Here is a 15,324-nt window from a genome sequence, read left to right as displayed (position 1 = left end):
CGACGTCAGCGAGCGACCAACACGATTTTCAGCCCGGAACGGGCCACCTCGCCAGAGGCGACAAGGACTAACCCCCCACCCCCTGGCCCGGCCCCGGTTCCGGGTCCACCCCGTTGATCATGAAGTTATTGCCCGCCCCATCGGCGTGTCGCCGCAATAACTTCATGATCAACGGGGACAGGTGGGGTGGGACGCGGGGGTGGGGGGTGGGGGTTAGCGCTGGGAGAGGCGGGCGGCTCTCGCGTCGCGCTTTTCCTCGAAGCGGGACGCCGCGTTCTCCAGGGCGTCGAGCTGGGTGGCGAGTTGCTCGCGGGCTGCTTCGCCGTCGGCGTTCAGGCCTGTCACGTTGAAGACGTCCCACTGGCGCAGCACCGGCTGCAACACCTCGTCGCGGTGCTGGCGCAGGTCGTAGATGCCGGCGAGCGCGATCGCCACCGACTTGCGGGCGAAGCCCTCGATGCCGCTGCCGGGCATCTGGAAGTCGGCGACCACATCGGCGACGGCCCGCATGGCCTGACTCGGGGCCAGCTCGAACGCGGCGGCGAGCAGGTTGCGGTAGAAGACCATGTGCAGGTTCTCGTCGGCGGCGACCCGGGCCAGCAGCGCCTCGCAGACCGGATCGCCGGTGGCCTTGCCGGTGTTGCGGTGCGAGATCCGGGTGGCCAGCTCCTGGAACGAGACGTACGCCAGGGAGTGCAGCACCTCGTCGCCGTGGGCGTTGGTGTAGCCCTCCGACATGTGCGTCATCCGAGCCCGCTCCAACGCCACCGGGTCGACGGCACGGCTCACGGTCAGGTAGTCGCGGATCGCGACGCCGTGCCGCCCCTCCTCGGCGGTCCACCGGTGCACCCACGTGCCCCACGCGCCGTCACGACCGAACAGGGTGGCGATCTCGTGGTGGTACGAGGGCAGGTTGTCCTCGGTCAGCAGGTTCACGATCAGCGCCGTACGAGCCACGTCCGGGATCGCCGAGTCGGTGGGCGACCACGCCTCACCGCCGAGCGGACCGTCGAAGGTACGACCGTCGCTCCACGGCACGTACTCGTGCGGAAACCACTCCTTCGCCAGCGAGAGATGGCGGTCCAGGTTTCGCGCGACTACCGGCTCCAGCTCGACGAGCAGGGCGGTCTGGCTCAGTGCGGTGCTCACGGTCACGAGTAACTCCCTACGGTGGCGTAACTTACGCTACCGTAGGTCCCCGCGACCGTTAGCGCCAGTGGAGCCGTCAAACCACCGCCGGTTTCAGGTCGCCCGCCGGGGGCGTCCAGGCCTGCGCGTCGGCCGCGACCTGTTCACCGGAGCGGATGTCCTTCACCTCGTCCGGCGTGCCGTCGGCCCCCGGGAACCAGACGTACGGAATGCCCCGCCGCTCGGCGTAGCGGATCTGCTTGCCGAACTTGGCCGCGCTCGGCGACACCTCGGTGGCGATACCCCGACGACGCAGCGCCGCCGCGATCCGGTCGCTTGTCGCACGGTGCTCCTCGTCGGCCAGCGCCACCAGCACGCAGGTGGGCACCGAACGGGAGACGGACAGCTCCCCCGCTCCGAAGAGCAGCCCGAGCAGCCGGGTCACCCCGATCGAGATACCGACACCGGGGTACGAGGTGGCGCCCGCGGTTGCCAGGTTGTCGTACCGGCCGCCGGAGCAGATCGACCCGAACCGCTCGTAGCCGCGGAGCTGCGTCTCGTACACCGTGCCGGTGTAGTAGTCCAGGCCACGGGCGATGCGCAGGTCAGCCACGCAGAGGCCGGGCGAGTGGTCGGCGGCGGTCTGGACCACCCGGACCAGCTCGTCGACGCCCTCGTCCAGCAGCGGGTCGCTGACCCCGAGCGCGCGTACGGCGTCGGCGAACGAGGCGTCCGGCGCGGAGATCTCGGCCAACGCCAGACACGCCTTGGCCTGCGCCTCGCTCGCCCCGGCGGTCTCGGCCAGCAGCTCGGCCACCTTCGCCGGGCCGATCTTGTCGAGCTTGTCGACCGTACGCAGCGCCGCCTCCGGGTCGGTCACCCCGATGCCCCGGAAGAAGCCCTCCCAGATCTTGCGGTTGTTCACCTGGATGGTCACCGGCGGGATGGGCAGGGCGCGCAGGGCGTCCCCGATGACCAGCGGCATCTCCGCCTCGTGGTGCGGGGCGAGGGTGTCCCGGTCGACGATGTCGATGTCGGCCTGGACGAACTCCCGGTAGCGGCCCTCCTGCGGCCGCTCCCCCCGCCACACCTTCTGGATCTGGTAACGACGGAACGGGAAGGTGAGCTTGCCGGCGTTCTCCAGCACGTAGCGGGCGAACGGCACGGTCAGGTCGAAGTGCAGCCCGAGCTGGTCGTCACCACCGGCGCCCTCGGCGTCGGCGTGCAGCCGCCGGATCACGTAGACCTCCTTGGAGGTCTCCCCCTTGCGCAGGAGCTGGTCCAGGGGCTCCACCGAGCGGGTCTCCAGCGGGGCGAACCCGTACAGCTCGAAAGTGCCGCGGATCTTGTCGAGCACGAACTGCTCGATCATCCGCTGACCGGGGGTCCACTCCGGGAACCCGGAGATGGGCGTGGGCTTGCTCATCGCGTACTCCTTGCGGTTCCGCGCCCGTGGCGCGGTGGTGTCGTGGGTCCGCGCGCGGCGCGGACGAATGATCTAGAAACCCCGGGTGGGCGCGGCCGGCGACGTGCCGGCCACCTCGACGAGGTACGGGTTGCTGGCGCGCTCGCGGCCGATGGTGGTGCTCGGGCCGTGACCGGGCAGCACGACGGTGTCGTCGGCCAGCGGAAGGATCTTGTCGCGCAGGCTGGCGAGCATGGCCGGCATGCTGCCGCCGGGCAGGTCGGTGCGGCCGATCGAACCGGCGAAGAGGACGTCGCCGGAGAGGCAGATCTCGTCCGCCTCCCAGCCCGACCCGGCACCGGGCAGCCGGAACAGCACCGACCCGCCGGTATGGCCCGGCGCGTGGTCGACGGCGATCTCCAGGCCGGCGAGCGTGAGGGTGGCGCCGTCGGTCAACTCGGCCACGTCCTCCGGCTCGCTGTAGCTCAACCGGCCGCCGAAGAGCGACGTCAGGTCGGCCGAGAGGCCCTTGGCCGGGTCGGCGAGCATCTCCCGGTCGCCGGGGTGCACGTACGCGGTGATCCCGCTGGCGTCGCAGACCGGCGCCACCGAGAACGTGTGGTCCAGGTGGCCGTGGGTGAGCAGCACGGCGGCCGGATGCAGGCGGTGCTCGGCGAGCAGCGCGTCGAGCTGGTCGAGCACCCCGATGCCGGGGTCGACCACCACGCACTGCTCCCCCGGCGCGGTGGCGACCACGTAACAGTTGGTGCCGAAGGCGTCCGCGGGAAAGCCGGCCACGAGCACGGGCGCTGTCCTCTCCGTCGAGCTGTCGTCCTGCCCAGCAGCCTATCGGGCGGGCCGAGCGGGTTTGCCGCGTCCGTCCCGCGCGCCCCGACCGGCACAGTGACAACTTCCGATAAGCGCTGCTCGGGACGGGGTGGACCTCGTACACCACATTCCCAGTCACTAGCCGTACACTCTGGCGGGCGTGTGGCGCGGCACACGCGACGCCCGGACGGGCCGGGATAGCCGGCCGCCGGTGACGATCAGGCGAAGAAAGGGGAGCACCTGTGGCTTCCAGCAGGGACCGGCAGCGCAAACTGGCGCGGGCCAAGCTCGATCGGCAGATGGCACGCCGGGCGGCCGCCACACGGCGTCGTCGGCAGATCCAGGCCGGTGTGGGCGCCTTCCTGGTCCTCGCGGTGATCGTGGCCGGCTCGGCCTGGGCGCTCGGGGCGTTCGACTCCGACCCGAAGCAGAACGCGGCGGCCGAGGACACCTGCCTCTGGACGCCGCAGGACGCGACGGCGAACACCAACCTCAAGGACGTCGGTACGCCGGAGAACAAGGGTCTGCCGACCGACGGCACCCGGCCGATGACCGTCACCACCAACCAGGGCGCGCCGATCACCGCCGAGCTGAACCTGACGAGCTCCCCGTGCGCCGCCGCGAGCATCGCCCACCTGGCGGGTCGGTCGTTCTACGACAACACCAAGTGCCACGAGATCACCACCGACGGCGCGCTGCGCTGCGGTGACCCCAGCGGCACCGGCCTCGGTGGGCCCACCTACTCGTTCTACGACGAGGACGTGCCGACCGCGCCGTCGCCCTCGGCCAGCCCCGCGCCCGGACAGCCGCCGACGTACCCCAAGGGCACCGTGGCGATGATCTCCAACCCGCCGGGCACCAACGGCAGCCAGTTCCTGATCTTCTTCAAGGACTTCACCACCGCGGACCCGACGTACCCGGTGATCGGCAAGGTCACCGGCGGGCTGGACGTGGTGGAGAAGATCGGCGCCCAGCCGACCGTGGACAATGGGACCGGGGCGAAGGTGAAGCCCAAGACCGACGTGGTGATCCAGAGCCTCACGGTCGGCGAGCCGGTCACCAGCGCGGCACCGCCGCCGTCCGGCGCCCCGGCCAGCAGCCCGAGCGCCGGCTGACCGGTCGCCCCCACCCAACCCGAGCGGCACCCCGCAGCAAACAGCCAGGAGGATCCAGGCGTGACGTCCACCAGAGAGCGGCAGCGCGCGGCGGCACGCGCCCGACTCGAGAAGGAGATGGCCGAACGCTCGGCCAAGGCCCGCAAGCGCCGCCAGACGCAGGCGATCGTCGGCGCCGCCGCCGTGCTGGTCCTCGTGGTCGCCGGCACCGTCTGGCTGGCCACGACCCTCGGCGGCGACGACGACAAGGACAAGAACGCCGCGTCGGCGCCCGGGGCGTCCGAGTGCGTCTACAACGCGATGCCGGCCGACCAGCGGTCCCCGCAGATCAAGGACGTCGGGGTACCGAGCAACCAGCAGTCCGCCAACGGTGTGCAGACCATGACGATCGACACCAACCTGGGCCCGATCACGGCCAAGGTCGACCGGTCGCAGGTGCCCTGCACCGCGGGGGCGTTCAGCCTCCTCGCCGAGAAGAAGTTCTTCGACAACACCAAGTGCCACCGCCTGGTGACCGAGGGCATCAAGGTGCTGCAGTGCGGCGACCCGAGCGCCACCGGCAAGGGTTGGCGCGACACCGACGGCACGGGTGGCCCGAGCTTCCGGCTGCCCGAGGAGAACCTGCCCACCGACAAGCGCCCGCCGTACCCGGAGGGTGTCATCGCGATGGCCAACTCCGGTCAGCCGGGCAGCACCGGTAGCCAGTTCTTCATCGTGTACGGGGACTCGCCGCTCGACCCGGCGTACACCGTGCTGGGCACCGTCACCGGTGGCATGGACATCGTCAAGGACGTGGCCAAGGCCGGCGAAGACGGGGCGTTCGCCCAGCAGGCCGGTGGCGGCCACCCGAAGAAGGAGGTCGTCATCAAGACCCTCACGATGAGCGCACCGCAGGGCTGACGCCCGCCAGGATGTCGAAGCGCCCGCCGGCTGAGCCGGCGGGCGCTCTCGTGTGTGGGGTACGCGTCAGGCGCCGGAGGTGACCCGGTACGCGTCGAACACGCCGTCGACCTTGCGAACGGTGGCCAACAGGTGGCCCAGGTGCTTCGGGTCGGCCATCTCGAAGCTGAACCGGCTCACCGCGACCCGGTCCCGGGTGGTGGTGACGGTCGCGGACAGGATGTTCACCCGCTCGTCGGAGAGCACCCGGGTGACGTCGGCGAGCAGCTTGTGCCGGTCCAGAGCCTCGACCTGGATCGCCACCAGGAACGTGGAGGCGGACGTGAGCTTCCAGCTCACCTCGACCACCCGCTCGGCCTGCGCCCGCAGGTCCTCGGCGTTGGCGCAGTCGTCACGGTGCACGCTCACCCCACCGGAGCGGGTGACGAACCCGAACACCGAGTCCGGTGGCACCGGGGTGCAGCACCGCGCCAGCTTGATCCAGACGTCGCTGACGCCCCGGACCACCACGCCCGGGTCGCTGCTGCTCTGCCGGCTGCGCGGCGGCCGGGTGGCGACGGCGGTCTCGGCGATGTCCTCCGCCGCGCCCTCCTCGCCGCCGTACGCGGCCATCAGCTTCTGCACCACCGACTGCGCGGAGACCTGGCTGTCGCCGACGGCCGCGTAGAGCGAGGCCACGTCGGCGAGGTGCAGGTCCCGCGCGATCGACATCAGCGCGTCGGAGGTGAGCATCCGCTGCAGCGGCATGCCCTGCTTGCGCATCGCCTTGACGATCGCGTCCTTGCCGGCCTCGATCGCCTCCTCGCGCCGCTCCTTGTTGAAGTACTGGCGGATCTTGGTGCGGGCGCGCGGGCTCTTGACGAAGCCCAGCCAGTCCTGCGTGGGGCCGGCCGTCTCGGACTTCGACGTGAAGATCTCGATCACGTCGCCGTTGGACAGCGTCGACTCCAGCGGCACGAGCTTGCCGTTGACCCGCGCGCCGATGCACTTGTGCCCGACCTCGGTGTGCACCGCGTACGCGAAGTCCACCGGCGTCGACCCGGTCGGCAGCGGGATGACGTCACCCTTGGGGGTGAAGACGTACACCTCCTGGCTGGACAGGTCGAAGCGCAGCGCGTCCAGGAACTCGCTCGGGTCGGCGGCCTCACGCTGCCAGTCCAGCAGCTGCCGCAGCCAGGTCATCTCGTCGATGTGCGCCGGCGGACCGACCACCAGGGTGCCCTTGTGCTCCTTGTACTTCCAGTGCGCGGCGATGCCGAACTCGGCGGTGCGGTGCATGGCGTACGTGCGGATCTGCATCTCCACCGGCTTGCCGGTGGGCCCGATGACCGTCGTGTGCAACGACTGGTACATGTTGAACTTGGGCATGGCGATGTAGTCCTTGAACCGGCCCGGCACCGGCTGCCAGTTGGCGTGGATGACCCCCAGCGCCGCGTAGCAGTCCCGCACCGTGTCGACCAGGATCCGCACACCGACCAGGTCGTAGATGTCGTTGAAGTCGCGACCCCGCACGATCATCTTCTGGTAGATCGAGTAGAGGTGCTTCGGTCGGCCGGTCGTCTCCGCCTTGATCTTGGCGGCCTTGAGGTCGGTGCCGACCTTCTGGGTGACCTGCCGCAGCAGCGACTCGCGCTGCGGCTGGTGCTCACCGATCAGCCGGTTGATCTCCTCGAACCGCTTCGGGAAGAGCGTGCCGAAGGCCAGATCCTCCAGCTCCCACTTGATCGTGTTCATACCGAGGCGGTGGGCCAGCGGCGCGAGGATCTCCAGGGTCTCCTTGGCCTTCTGCTCGCGCTTCGGCGCCGGCAGGAAGGACAGGGTACGCATGTTGTGCAGCCGGTCGGCCAGCTTGATCACCAGCACCCGCGGATCCTTGGCCATCGCCACGACCATCTTGCGGATCGTCTCGGCCTTGGCCGCGTCGCCCAGCTTGACCTTGTCCAGCTTGGTGACGCCGTCGACGAGCAGGGCGACCTCGCCGCCGAAGTCGGCGCGCATCGCGTCGAGGGTGTACTCGGTGTCCTCGATCGTGTCGTGCAGCAGCGCGGCGACCAGCGTGGTCGTGTCCATCCCCAGGTTGCCCAGGATGGTGGCCACCGCGAGCGGGTGCGTGATGTACGGGTCGCCGGACTTGCGGTACTGGCCGGAGTGCCACCGCGCGGCCGTGTCGAAGGCACGCTGGAGCAACCGCGCGTCGGCCTTCGGGTGGTTCTCCCGGTGGCTGGCGATGAGCGGCTCCAGCACCTCGCTGACCTGCGAGGTCTGCCAGGGCGCGTTGAACCGGGCCAGGCGGGCGCGCACCCGTCGGCCGGTAGGTGCGTTGGAGAACCCGAAGCCGCCGCTCGGCGACGGGTCGACGTCCGTCGGGAACGGAACCACAACCCCGTCCGCGCCGGGCGCCGCCTCGACGGCGCTCGCCGTGACATCGGTAGGAGCCGTCACGCTGTCGGCAGGAGCCCTGCCGGAGCCGTTGTCGGTGCCCGTCACCCGGGCCGGCGCGTCGCCGTTCCAGTCGGTCACCGAGCCGTCAGCGTCGCCTGTGGGGTGCACCGTGCCCTCCGCCGGAGGGACGACATCGTGGGACACCGGCCTCCTCACCGCTCGCCGGAAACACGCCGGCCGTGTGTCGGCCGGCCTGGTCTCGCGTCGCCGGACGGTGTACCGCCGGCGTCAGCAATGGGCAATGCTACCCGCACGGACGGCCCCCTGCCGCTCCGCCGGACGGTCGACGCCCGGGCGGCCGGCCCGACCGGGCCTCGGCTCCGCCGGTCGGCACGGCCGGTCGGCACGCAGCGTGGTCACACCGTCGTCCCGATGCCGGCGCGACAGGGATCAAACGGTCAACAGGGCATGGACCGGACGCGGGGTCAGTCGCTCCCGCGCGCCCAGGAAGGCAAGCTCCAACAGGACGGTGAAGCCCGTCACCGTACCGCCCGCGCGCTCGACCAGGTCCAGCGTCGCCTCGGCGGTGCCCCCGGTGGCCAGCACGTCGTCGACGACGAGCACCCGGTGGCCGGCGGTGAAGGCGTCCTCGTGCACCTCGAGCGTGGCCTCGCCGTACTCTAGGGCGTACGACACCGAGTGCGCCGGGCGGGGCAACTTGCCGGCCTTACGCACCGGCACGACACCCACCCCGGCCGCGTACGCGACGGCCGCCGCGACGACGAACCCCCGCGCCTCGATGCCGACCACCACGTCGAACGCGTCCCGCCCGTGGTACGCGACGATCCCGTCGACAACCTCGCGGAACGCCTTCCCGTCGGCGAACAACGGCATCAGGTCCTTGAACAGAACACCGGGCTTCGGGAAGTCGGGCACGTCCAGCACCCGGCTGGCCACCAGTCGGGCGGCCTCCGGGCCGCTGTCCCCGCGCGGGGCGATGCTGTGGGTCTCCGTCACGGCTGTTGCGTTCCCTTCCAACGACGACGGCGTCCGGCACGCTGCTCGCACAGCATGCCGGACGCCGTTCGGGCGTTTCCTCCCGGGTCAGCCCCGGGGTGGTCAGCGACGCTTCGCGCCCAGCCTCTGGCCCGGGGGGCGCCGAGGGTGGTCAGCGACGCTTCGCCCCCAACCTCTGGCCCGGTGAGCGGCGGGGGTGGTCAGCGACGCTTCGCGCCACCGGGCCGGTTACCGCCGCCGCCGGGGCGACCGCCCCGCGTGCCGGTCGGCCGCTTGCCCACCGGCCGCGAACCCACCTTGGGGGCCGCGCCGGCCAGCGCCGCCGAGTCCGGGTCGATCACGTCGGCCGCGTCGCCGTCGACCGGCGTCGACGTGACCTTGCCGGTGGCCTCACCACGGCCCAACGCACCCCGGCGGGTCTGCACCCGCTTGTTGTGCGCCTGGATACGCGGGTCGTAGTTCTTCAGCAGCGCCAGCAGCGGCGTCGCCACCAGGATGGACGTCAGGAACGCCACCGCCATACCGACGAACAGCACCAGGCCGAGGTCCTTCAGGGTGCCCGCGCCGAGCAGGCCGGCACCGATGAAGAGCAGACCACCGACGGGCAGCAGCGCCACCACGGAGGTGTTCAGCGACCGCATGAGGCTCTGGTTGACGGCCAGGTTGGCCGCCTCGCTGTACGTCATGTTGTTGTTGGCGGTGATGCCCCGCGTGTTCTCCTGCACCTTGTCGAAGACCACCACCACGTCGTAGAGCGCGAAGCCCAGGATCGTGAGGAAGCCGATGATCGTCGACGGGGTGACCTCGAAACCGACCAGCGAGTAGATGCCGGCGGTCAGGATCAGGTTCATGAACAGCGACGAGACCGCGGCGACGGCCATCCGCCACTCGAAGCGCAGGATCAGGTAGACCATCACCAGCGCGATGAAGATGACCAGGCCGAGCACGGCCCGCTCGGTCACCTGGCTGCCCCACGCCTCGCTGACCTGGTTGCTGCTGATCTCGTTGGCGTTGATGTTGAGGTCTTCGGCGATCTGGGCCTTGACCGCGTTGGCCTGCTCGACGGTGAGCTGCGGCGTCCGCAGCTCGTACGAGTCGCCACCCGGGCCGCCGACCTTCTGCGTGGTGGCGACCTCGACGCCGGTGTTCTCGGTCGCGAGGGCCGAGTTGACCTCGCGCTCGGCGTCGTCCAGGGTGCCGACACTGGCCGGCACCTGGAACGAGTTACCACCGGCGAACTCGATGCCGAGGCTGAAACCGCGGAGCGCGAAGCTGAGGATCGCGACCAGGATCAGGGCGCCGGCGACGCCGAACCACAGCTTGCGGCGGCCGACGATGTTGAGACCGGCCTCGCCGTTGTAGAGGCGGCTCGCCAAACCGTTTTGAGCCATCTCAGGCCTCCTTGGCGCGCGGGTTGCGGGGCTGAGTCTGCTGGCTGCGGGCCGGAAGAGCCCGGCCCAGGCCGCTGACCCGCGGGGACAGGAACGCCCGGGTCCGGGCGAACATCGTCATGATCGGGTGCCGGAAGAGGAAGACCACGACCAGGTCCAGCACCGTGGCCAGGCCGAGCGCGAACGCGAAGCCCTTGACCGTGCCGACCGAGACCACGTAGAGCACCACCGCGGAGAGCAACGTGATCGCGTTGGCCGAGATGATCGTCCGGCGGGCCCGGATCCAGGCGCGGGGCACCGCGCTGCGTGGGCTGCGACCCTCTCTGATCTCGTCCTTGAGTCGCTCGAAGTAGATGACGAACGAGTCCGCCGCCACACCGAGCGAGACGATCATGCCGGCGATCCCGGCGAGGGTGAGCGTGAAGCCGATCTGCCGGCCGAGCACCACCAGCGCGCCGAAGACCAGCAGCGCGGAGAGGATCAGGCTCAGGAAGATGACCGAGCCGAGCAGCCGGTAGTAGAAGAACGCGTAGATGATGACCAGCAGCATGCCGATGCCCGCCGCGAGCAGACCGGCCCGCAGGTGGCTGGCGCCCAGGGTCGCCGTGACGTTCTGCGCCTCCTGCTGCTCGAAAGTCACCGGCAGCGCGCCGTAGCGGAGCTGACCGGCGAGGGTGCTGGCGTCCTTCTGGGTGAACTGGCCGGTGATCTGCGAGTTGCCGGTCAGCACACCCTGGATCTCCGGCGAGGAGACGATCTCGTTGTCCAGCACGACGGCCACCCGGCACTTGCCGTCCTGGCCGAGGGCGGTGGCGTCACAGGCCTGGCCCTCGTTGCCGAACGCCTCGCGGGTCAGCGCCGTCCACTTGCCCTGGCCGTCGCCCGTGAAGTCGAGGCTGACCACCCAGGAGTTGGCCTGGTCGAGCACCGCGTCGGCGTCGTCCACGTCGGTGCCCAGCACCTTGGCCTGGTCGAGCAGGTACTTCGACGCGCCGTCCTCGCAGGAGACGACCTGCTGCTTCGGGTCGGAGATCGACGCCGGCGGGCGCTTGTCGAGCTGCGCGCAACCGATCGTCGGCACGTTGAACTGCGTCTGCGCCGGCAGGACGGCGACCTCTTGCGGGGTCAGCGTGCTGAACGGCTTGAGCTTGTCGCCCAGTGACGGGTCGGCGCTCAGGTCGGCGGGGGCCTGCAGGCCACTCGCGGCCTGCCAGGCGGCGGCCCCGACCTTCTGCTCGACTGCCTTGCGCTGCTCCTCGATGCTCGCCGGCACCGGCTCGGCGCTGGCGCTCGCCGAGGGCGCGGCACTCGCGGAGGCCGACGGGGTCGGCGTGGCGCTGGCGGATGGCGCGGGCGCCATCCCGCCCTGTCCACCGCTGGCCGACGGGCTCACCTTCGCCGCGCCGGTCGCCGACGGGCTCACCTTCGGCGCGGCGCTGGCCGACGGGGCGCCGGACGGCGGCGCGGCGCTCGGGGTCGGCGCGGCGGCCGGCGGCGCGACGGCCGTCCCGCTGCCGTCGGCGGCCTTGAGCACCTTGCGGAAGCGCAACTCGGCGGCGCTGCCCACGTCGGTGAGGTCCCGGTTCTCACCGGGCAGGGAGATGACGATGTTCCGGTTGCCCTCGGTGACCACCTCGGCCTCGGCCACGCCGAACGCGTTGACCCGGCTCTCGATGATCTGGCGGGCCTCCTCGAGGTTCTCCGCCGTCGGGGGCTTACCGTCGACGGAGTTGGTCGCCTCCAGCGTGACCCGGGTGCCGCCGATCAGGTCCAGGCCGAGCCGTGGCTCCAGCCGGTCCTTGAAGCTGCCGCTGGCACCGCCCGCGAAGAACACCAGAAGGTAGAGGACGACGAAGATGAGCCCGAGCACGGCGAGTTGCCGGCCGGGGCGCATCTGTCCCTGAGGTGGTGCCACGGTTGTCCTGTCTCCCTGTACGGTCGCGCCGCTGCGCGCGGCGGCGGCGAGTGTCGGGCCGGGGGTTCCGGCCAACGATCTGACCCGGGTCGGCGGGGTGCCGACACAGTGACCGGACACGCCGGCACGGGGACGCCGACGGCTACGGGAACGTGCCGACGCCCGGCGTCGACCCAACTATCCAGTTGTTTCACGTCACGTCCGCTGCCCCGTCGGGCGCGGCGCCCCGGGGAGTCGGTGGGCCGGCCTTGCCGCCGGAACCGTCGACCCCTCGCGGGGAGGTCACTCCTTGACGGTGTCCGCGTCCTCGGTGACCGGCTCTCTCGGCAGCTCCGCGCGGGTGACCACCCGGGCGATGGCCGGGCGGGCGTAGCGGGTCTGGACGCCCGGAGCGATCTCGAGCAGGACGGCGTCATCCTCGACGCCGGTGACCGTGCCGTAGAGCCCGCCGATGGTGACGACCTCGTCGCCCGGGCCGAGCCCGGACTGCATGGCCTCGGCGTCGCGACGACGCTTCTGCTGGGGACGGATCATCATGAAGTACACGACGCCGCCGAGCAGGACGACCATCAGGACCGGCGTGAAGCCGCCGGCTCCACCACCCGCTGCAAGGTATTGCACGGTTACTGCCTTCCCATTGGCCTCCACGCCGGCACGGGGGGTGCCGGAGCGGAGGCGGATTCTCACAACCTGTACAGACCGCGGCGAAGTCTAATCCCTGCACCTGGGAACACCGAATGCGGCACAGATCACGTTCACATTACGGCTGATCGGTATCTACCGAGAACAGATCGGGTGCTGGCGGGATATCCGCCCCAAATGTACCATTCGGCGGCGTACGCCCCAGATGTAGCCAGGCGGCCTCCGTCGCCACCCGCCCCCGGGGCGTACGCGCCAACAGGCCGGCACGCACCAGGAACGGCTCGCAGACCTCCTCGACCGTGTCCGGCTGCTCCCCCACCGCCACGGCGAGGGTGGACAACCCGACCGGACCACCCCGGAACGAGTCCACCAGGGCCCTCAGCACCGCTTTGTCCAGCCGGTCCAGACCCAGCGCGTCGACGTCGTACACCGTCAGAGCCTTGCGGGCGGTGCCGAGGGTGACCACTCCGTCGGCGCGGACCTCCGCGTAGTCACGGACCCGGCGCAACAACCGGTTGGCGATCCGGGGCGTGCCCCGGGAGCGGCCGGCGATCTCGGCCGCGCCATCCGGGGTGATCGGCACCCCGAGGATGCGCGCCGAACGGTGCAGGAGCGTCTCCAGATCCGCCGGCGCGTAGAAGTCGAGGTGCGCGACGAAGCCGAACCGGTCCCGCATGGGCCCGGTCAGCAGACCCGAGCGAGTGGTCGCGCCGACCAGGGTGAACGGCTCGACGTCCAACGGGATCGCGGTCGCGCCCGGACCCTTGCCGACCACCACGTCGACCCGGAAGTCCTCCATCGCGCTGTAGAGCAGCTCCTCCGCCGGCCGGGCGATCCGGTGGATCTCGTCGATGAAGAGCACGTCGCCCTCGGCGAGGCTGGTCAGGATCGCCGCCAGGTCACCCGACCGTTCGATCGCCGGACCGCTGGTCACCCGGATGCCCGCGCCCAGCTCAGCGGCGACGATATTGGCGAGGCTCGTCTTGCCCAGCCCGGGCGGCCCGGAGAGCAGGATGTGGTCCGGCGGCGACCCCCGCCGCATCGCGCCCTGCAACAGCAGGTCGAGCTGGTCACGCACCCGGTCCTGGGCGATGAACTCCGCCAGTCGCTGAGGCCGTACGGTCGCCTCGGCATCGCGCTCGGCATCGCTGACGTACGCCGAGACGAGCCCGTCGGTCTCGCTCATCGGGTACGGCCCAGCAGCCGGATGGCCTGCTTGAGCAGGACCGGCACGGGCGGGGTGGGCCCGTCGATCGTCTCCGCCACGGCGGCCACCGCCTGATCCGCCTGCCCGGCCGTCCAGCCCAGACCGACAAGCGCCTGCCGGACCTGGTCGGACCACGCGCCACCGGTCACGCCACCGGCCCCGTCGGCGCCGATCGAGACCGGGCCGATGCGGTCGCGCAACTCCAGCACCAGACGCTCGGCGCCCTTCTTGCCGATGCCGGGCACCCGGGTCAGCGCGGCGGTGTCCGCGTTGGCGATGGCCTTGCGCACCGCGTCCGGCGTGTGCACCGCCAGCACGGCCTGGGCCAGCCGCGGGCCGACCCCACTGGCGGTCTGCAACAGCTCGAACAGCGCCCTGGCATCGTCGTCGGCGAACCCGTACAGGGTCAGCGAGTCCTCCCGGACCACCAGGCTGGTCGCCAGCCGCGCCGGCTGCCCCACCCGCAGCTCCGCGAGCGTCCCGGGGGCGCAGTGCACGGCCAGACCAACCCCGCCGACCTCGATCACGGCCAGATCCGGACCCGTCGCGGTCACCGTGCCGCGCACGCTGGCGATCATCGTGCTCCTCCTCGTCGTGCCCGGTCGGCCGCGACGGCCAGCTTGGAACGGGTGCCACCGCGCCACACGTGACAGATGGCCAGGGCGAGCGCGTCGGCGGCGTCCGCCGGCTTCGGCGGCTCGGCCAACCGCAGCAGCCGGGTCACCATCGCGGTCATCTGCGCCTTGTCGGCCTTACCGGAACCGGTCACCGCCGCCTTCACCTCGCTGGGCGTGTACGTCTGCACCGGCAGCCCGGCCCGCGCCCCGGCCAGCACCGCGATGCCGCTGGCCTGGGCGGTGCCCATCACCGTTCGGACGTTGTGCTGACTGAACACCCGCTCGACGGCGACACTCTCCGGTTCGTGCTTGGCCACCAACTCGGTCAGCGACCGGTCCAGGTGCAGCAGCCGCAACGCCAGGTCGTCGGCCGGATCGTTGTAGACCACGTAGTAGGCGACCAGCGTGCAGGGCCGGCCGGGCACGCCCTCGACGACGCCCACCCCACAGCGCGTCAACCCCGGGTCGACCCCCAGCACCCGCACGCCGCCCCCTCCCCCAGTACGTGTGTTCGACACCCTAACCCCCACCCTTCCCACGGCCCCCACGGGACACGCCCCGCACCCCACGCCCCCGCACCCCACGCCCCCGCACCCCACGCCCCCGCACCCCACGCCCCGCGCCCCGCGCCCCGCGCCCAAGATCCTCACAACATCACCGAAGTTGCTGCCTCAGCCGCGTCGGAGACAGCAACATCAGTGAGCTTGTCTCATCCTGTTTGGGCTGTTCAGGGGGGATTGGCAGGCTGCGTGGAGTAGTCGCGGTGCTGGTCAGGGT

Annotated in this window: 13 protein-coding genes; 2 read left to right on the top strand and 11 right to left on the bottom strand. The window is 71.0% G+C overall.

The window, feature by feature from the left end; all coding sequences use genetic code 11:
* Positions 1–213: 213 nt before the first annotated feature.
* The 3 genes from ACLQ25_RS31410 to ACLQ25_RS31400 all read right to left on the bottom strand — a co-directional run bounded on the left by ACLQ25_RS31410 (position 214) and on the right by ACLQ25_RS31400 (position 3,337).
* Positions 214–1,155: an acyl-ACP desaturase gene (locus ACLQ25_RS31410; RefSeq protein WP_425734358.1), complete on the bottom strand. Its 942-nt coding sequence runs from the start codon at positions 1,153–1,155 to the stop codon at positions 214–216.
* A gap of 70 nt (positions 1,156–1,225) precedes the next feature.
* Positions 1,226–2,554 carry a histidine--tRNA ligase gene (gene hisS / locus ACLQ25_RS31405; RefSeq protein ID WP_425734357.1) on the bottom strand — a complete coding sequence of 443 codons (1,329 nt, stop codon included), beginning with the start codon at positions 2,552–2,554 and terminating at the stop codon, positions 1,226–1,228.
* A gap of 72 nt (positions 2,555–2,626) precedes the next feature.
* Positions 2,627–3,337 (bottom strand): MBL fold metallo-hydrolase, encoded by a 711-nt coding sequence (locus ACLQ25_RS31400; RefSeq protein WP_425734356.1) that lies wholly within the window; start codon positions 3,335–3,337, stop codon positions 2,627–2,629.
* A gap of 266 nt (positions 3,338–3,603) precedes the next feature.
* Between ACLQ25_RS31400 and ACLQ25_RS31395 the strand changes: the two genes are divergently transcribed.
* Together ACLQ25_RS31395 and ACLQ25_RS31390 are read left to right on the top strand one after the other, a co-directional pair.
* Positions 3,604–4,476, top strand: coding sequence for a peptidylprolyl isomerase (locus tag ACLQ25_RS31395; RefSeq protein WP_425734355.1), 873 nt, complete (start codon positions 3,604–3,606; stop codon positions 4,474–4,476).
* 60 nt (positions 4,477–4,536) lie between these two features.
* On the top strand, positions 4,537–5,376 hold the full coding sequence (locus tag ACLQ25_RS31390; RefSeq protein ID WP_425734354.1) for a peptidylprolyl isomerase: 840 nt from the start codon (positions 4,537–4,539) through the stop codon (positions 5,374–5,376).
* 66 nt (positions 5,377–5,442) lie between these two features.
* Here the strand turns inward: ACLQ25_RS31390 and ACLQ25_RS31385 are convergent, their stop codons facing one another.
* From ACLQ25_RS31385 to ruvC, 8 genes are all read right to left on the bottom strand, one after another.
* A complete protein-coding gene (locus tag ACLQ25_RS31385; RefSeq protein WP_425734353.1) occupies positions 5,443–7,962 on the bottom strand; it encodes a RelA/SpoT family protein in 2,520 nt (839 codons plus the stop codon).
* Between the two features lie 246 nt (positions 7,963–8,208).
* Complete coding sequence (locus ACLQ25_RS31380; protein WP_425734352.1) at positions 8,209–8,775, bottom strand: adenine phosphoribosyltransferase; 567 nt, start codon at positions 8,773–8,775, stop codon at positions 8,209–8,211.
* A 200-nt stretch (positions 8,776–8,975) separates the two neighbouring features.
* Positions 8,976–10,166, bottom strand: a complete 1,191-nt coding sequence (secF, locus tag ACLQ25_RS31375) for a protein translocase subunit SecF (RefSeq protein WP_425734351.1) — start codon at positions 10,164–10,166, stop codon at positions 8,976–8,978.
* Position 10,167: 1 nt separating this feature from the next.
* On the bottom strand, positions 10,168–12,081 hold the full coding sequence (gene secD, locus ACLQ25_RS31370) for a protein translocase subunit SecD (protein ID WP_425734350.1): 1,914 nt from the start codon (positions 12,079–12,081) through the stop codon (positions 10,168–10,170).
* Between the two features lie 282 nt (positions 12,082–12,363).
* Positions 12,364–12,702 carry a preprotein translocase subunit YajC gene (gene yajC / locus ACLQ25_RS31365; RefSeq protein ID WP_425734349.1) on the bottom strand — a complete coding sequence of 113 codons (339 nt, stop codon included), beginning with the start codon at positions 12,700–12,702 and terminating at the stop codon, positions 12,364–12,366.
* Between the two features lie 139 nt (positions 12,703–12,841).
* Complete coding sequence (ruvB, locus tag ACLQ25_RS31360; protein ID WP_425734348.1) at positions 12,842–13,909, bottom strand: Holliday junction branch migration DNA helicase RuvB; 1,068 nt, start codon at positions 13,907–13,909, stop codon at positions 12,842–12,844.
* Positions 13,906–14,508, bottom strand: coding sequence for a Holliday junction branch migration protein RuvA (ruvA, locus tag ACLQ25_RS31355; RefSeq protein ID WP_425734347.1), 603 nt, complete (start codon positions 14,506–14,508; stop codon positions 13,906–13,908). The genes ruvB and ruvA overlap by 4 nt, the downstream gene beginning before the upstream one ends.
* Positions 14,505–15,032 carry a crossover junction endodeoxyribonuclease RuvC gene (gene ruvC / locus ACLQ25_RS31350; RefSeq protein WP_425734346.1) on the bottom strand — a complete coding sequence of 176 codons (528 nt, stop codon included), beginning with the start codon at positions 15,030–15,032 and terminating at the stop codon, positions 14,505–14,507. The genes ruvA and ruvC overlap by 4 nt, the downstream gene beginning before the upstream one ends.
* Between the last annotated feature and the right edge of the window lie 292 nt (positions 15,033–15,324).

It is taken from the genome of Micromonospora sp. DT44 (assembly GCF_049841635.1).
GTDB lineage: Bacteria > Actinomycetota > Actinomycetes > Mycobacteriales > Micromonosporaceae > Micromonospora.
This window is presented reverse-complemented; position numbering and strand designations above follow the sequence as displayed.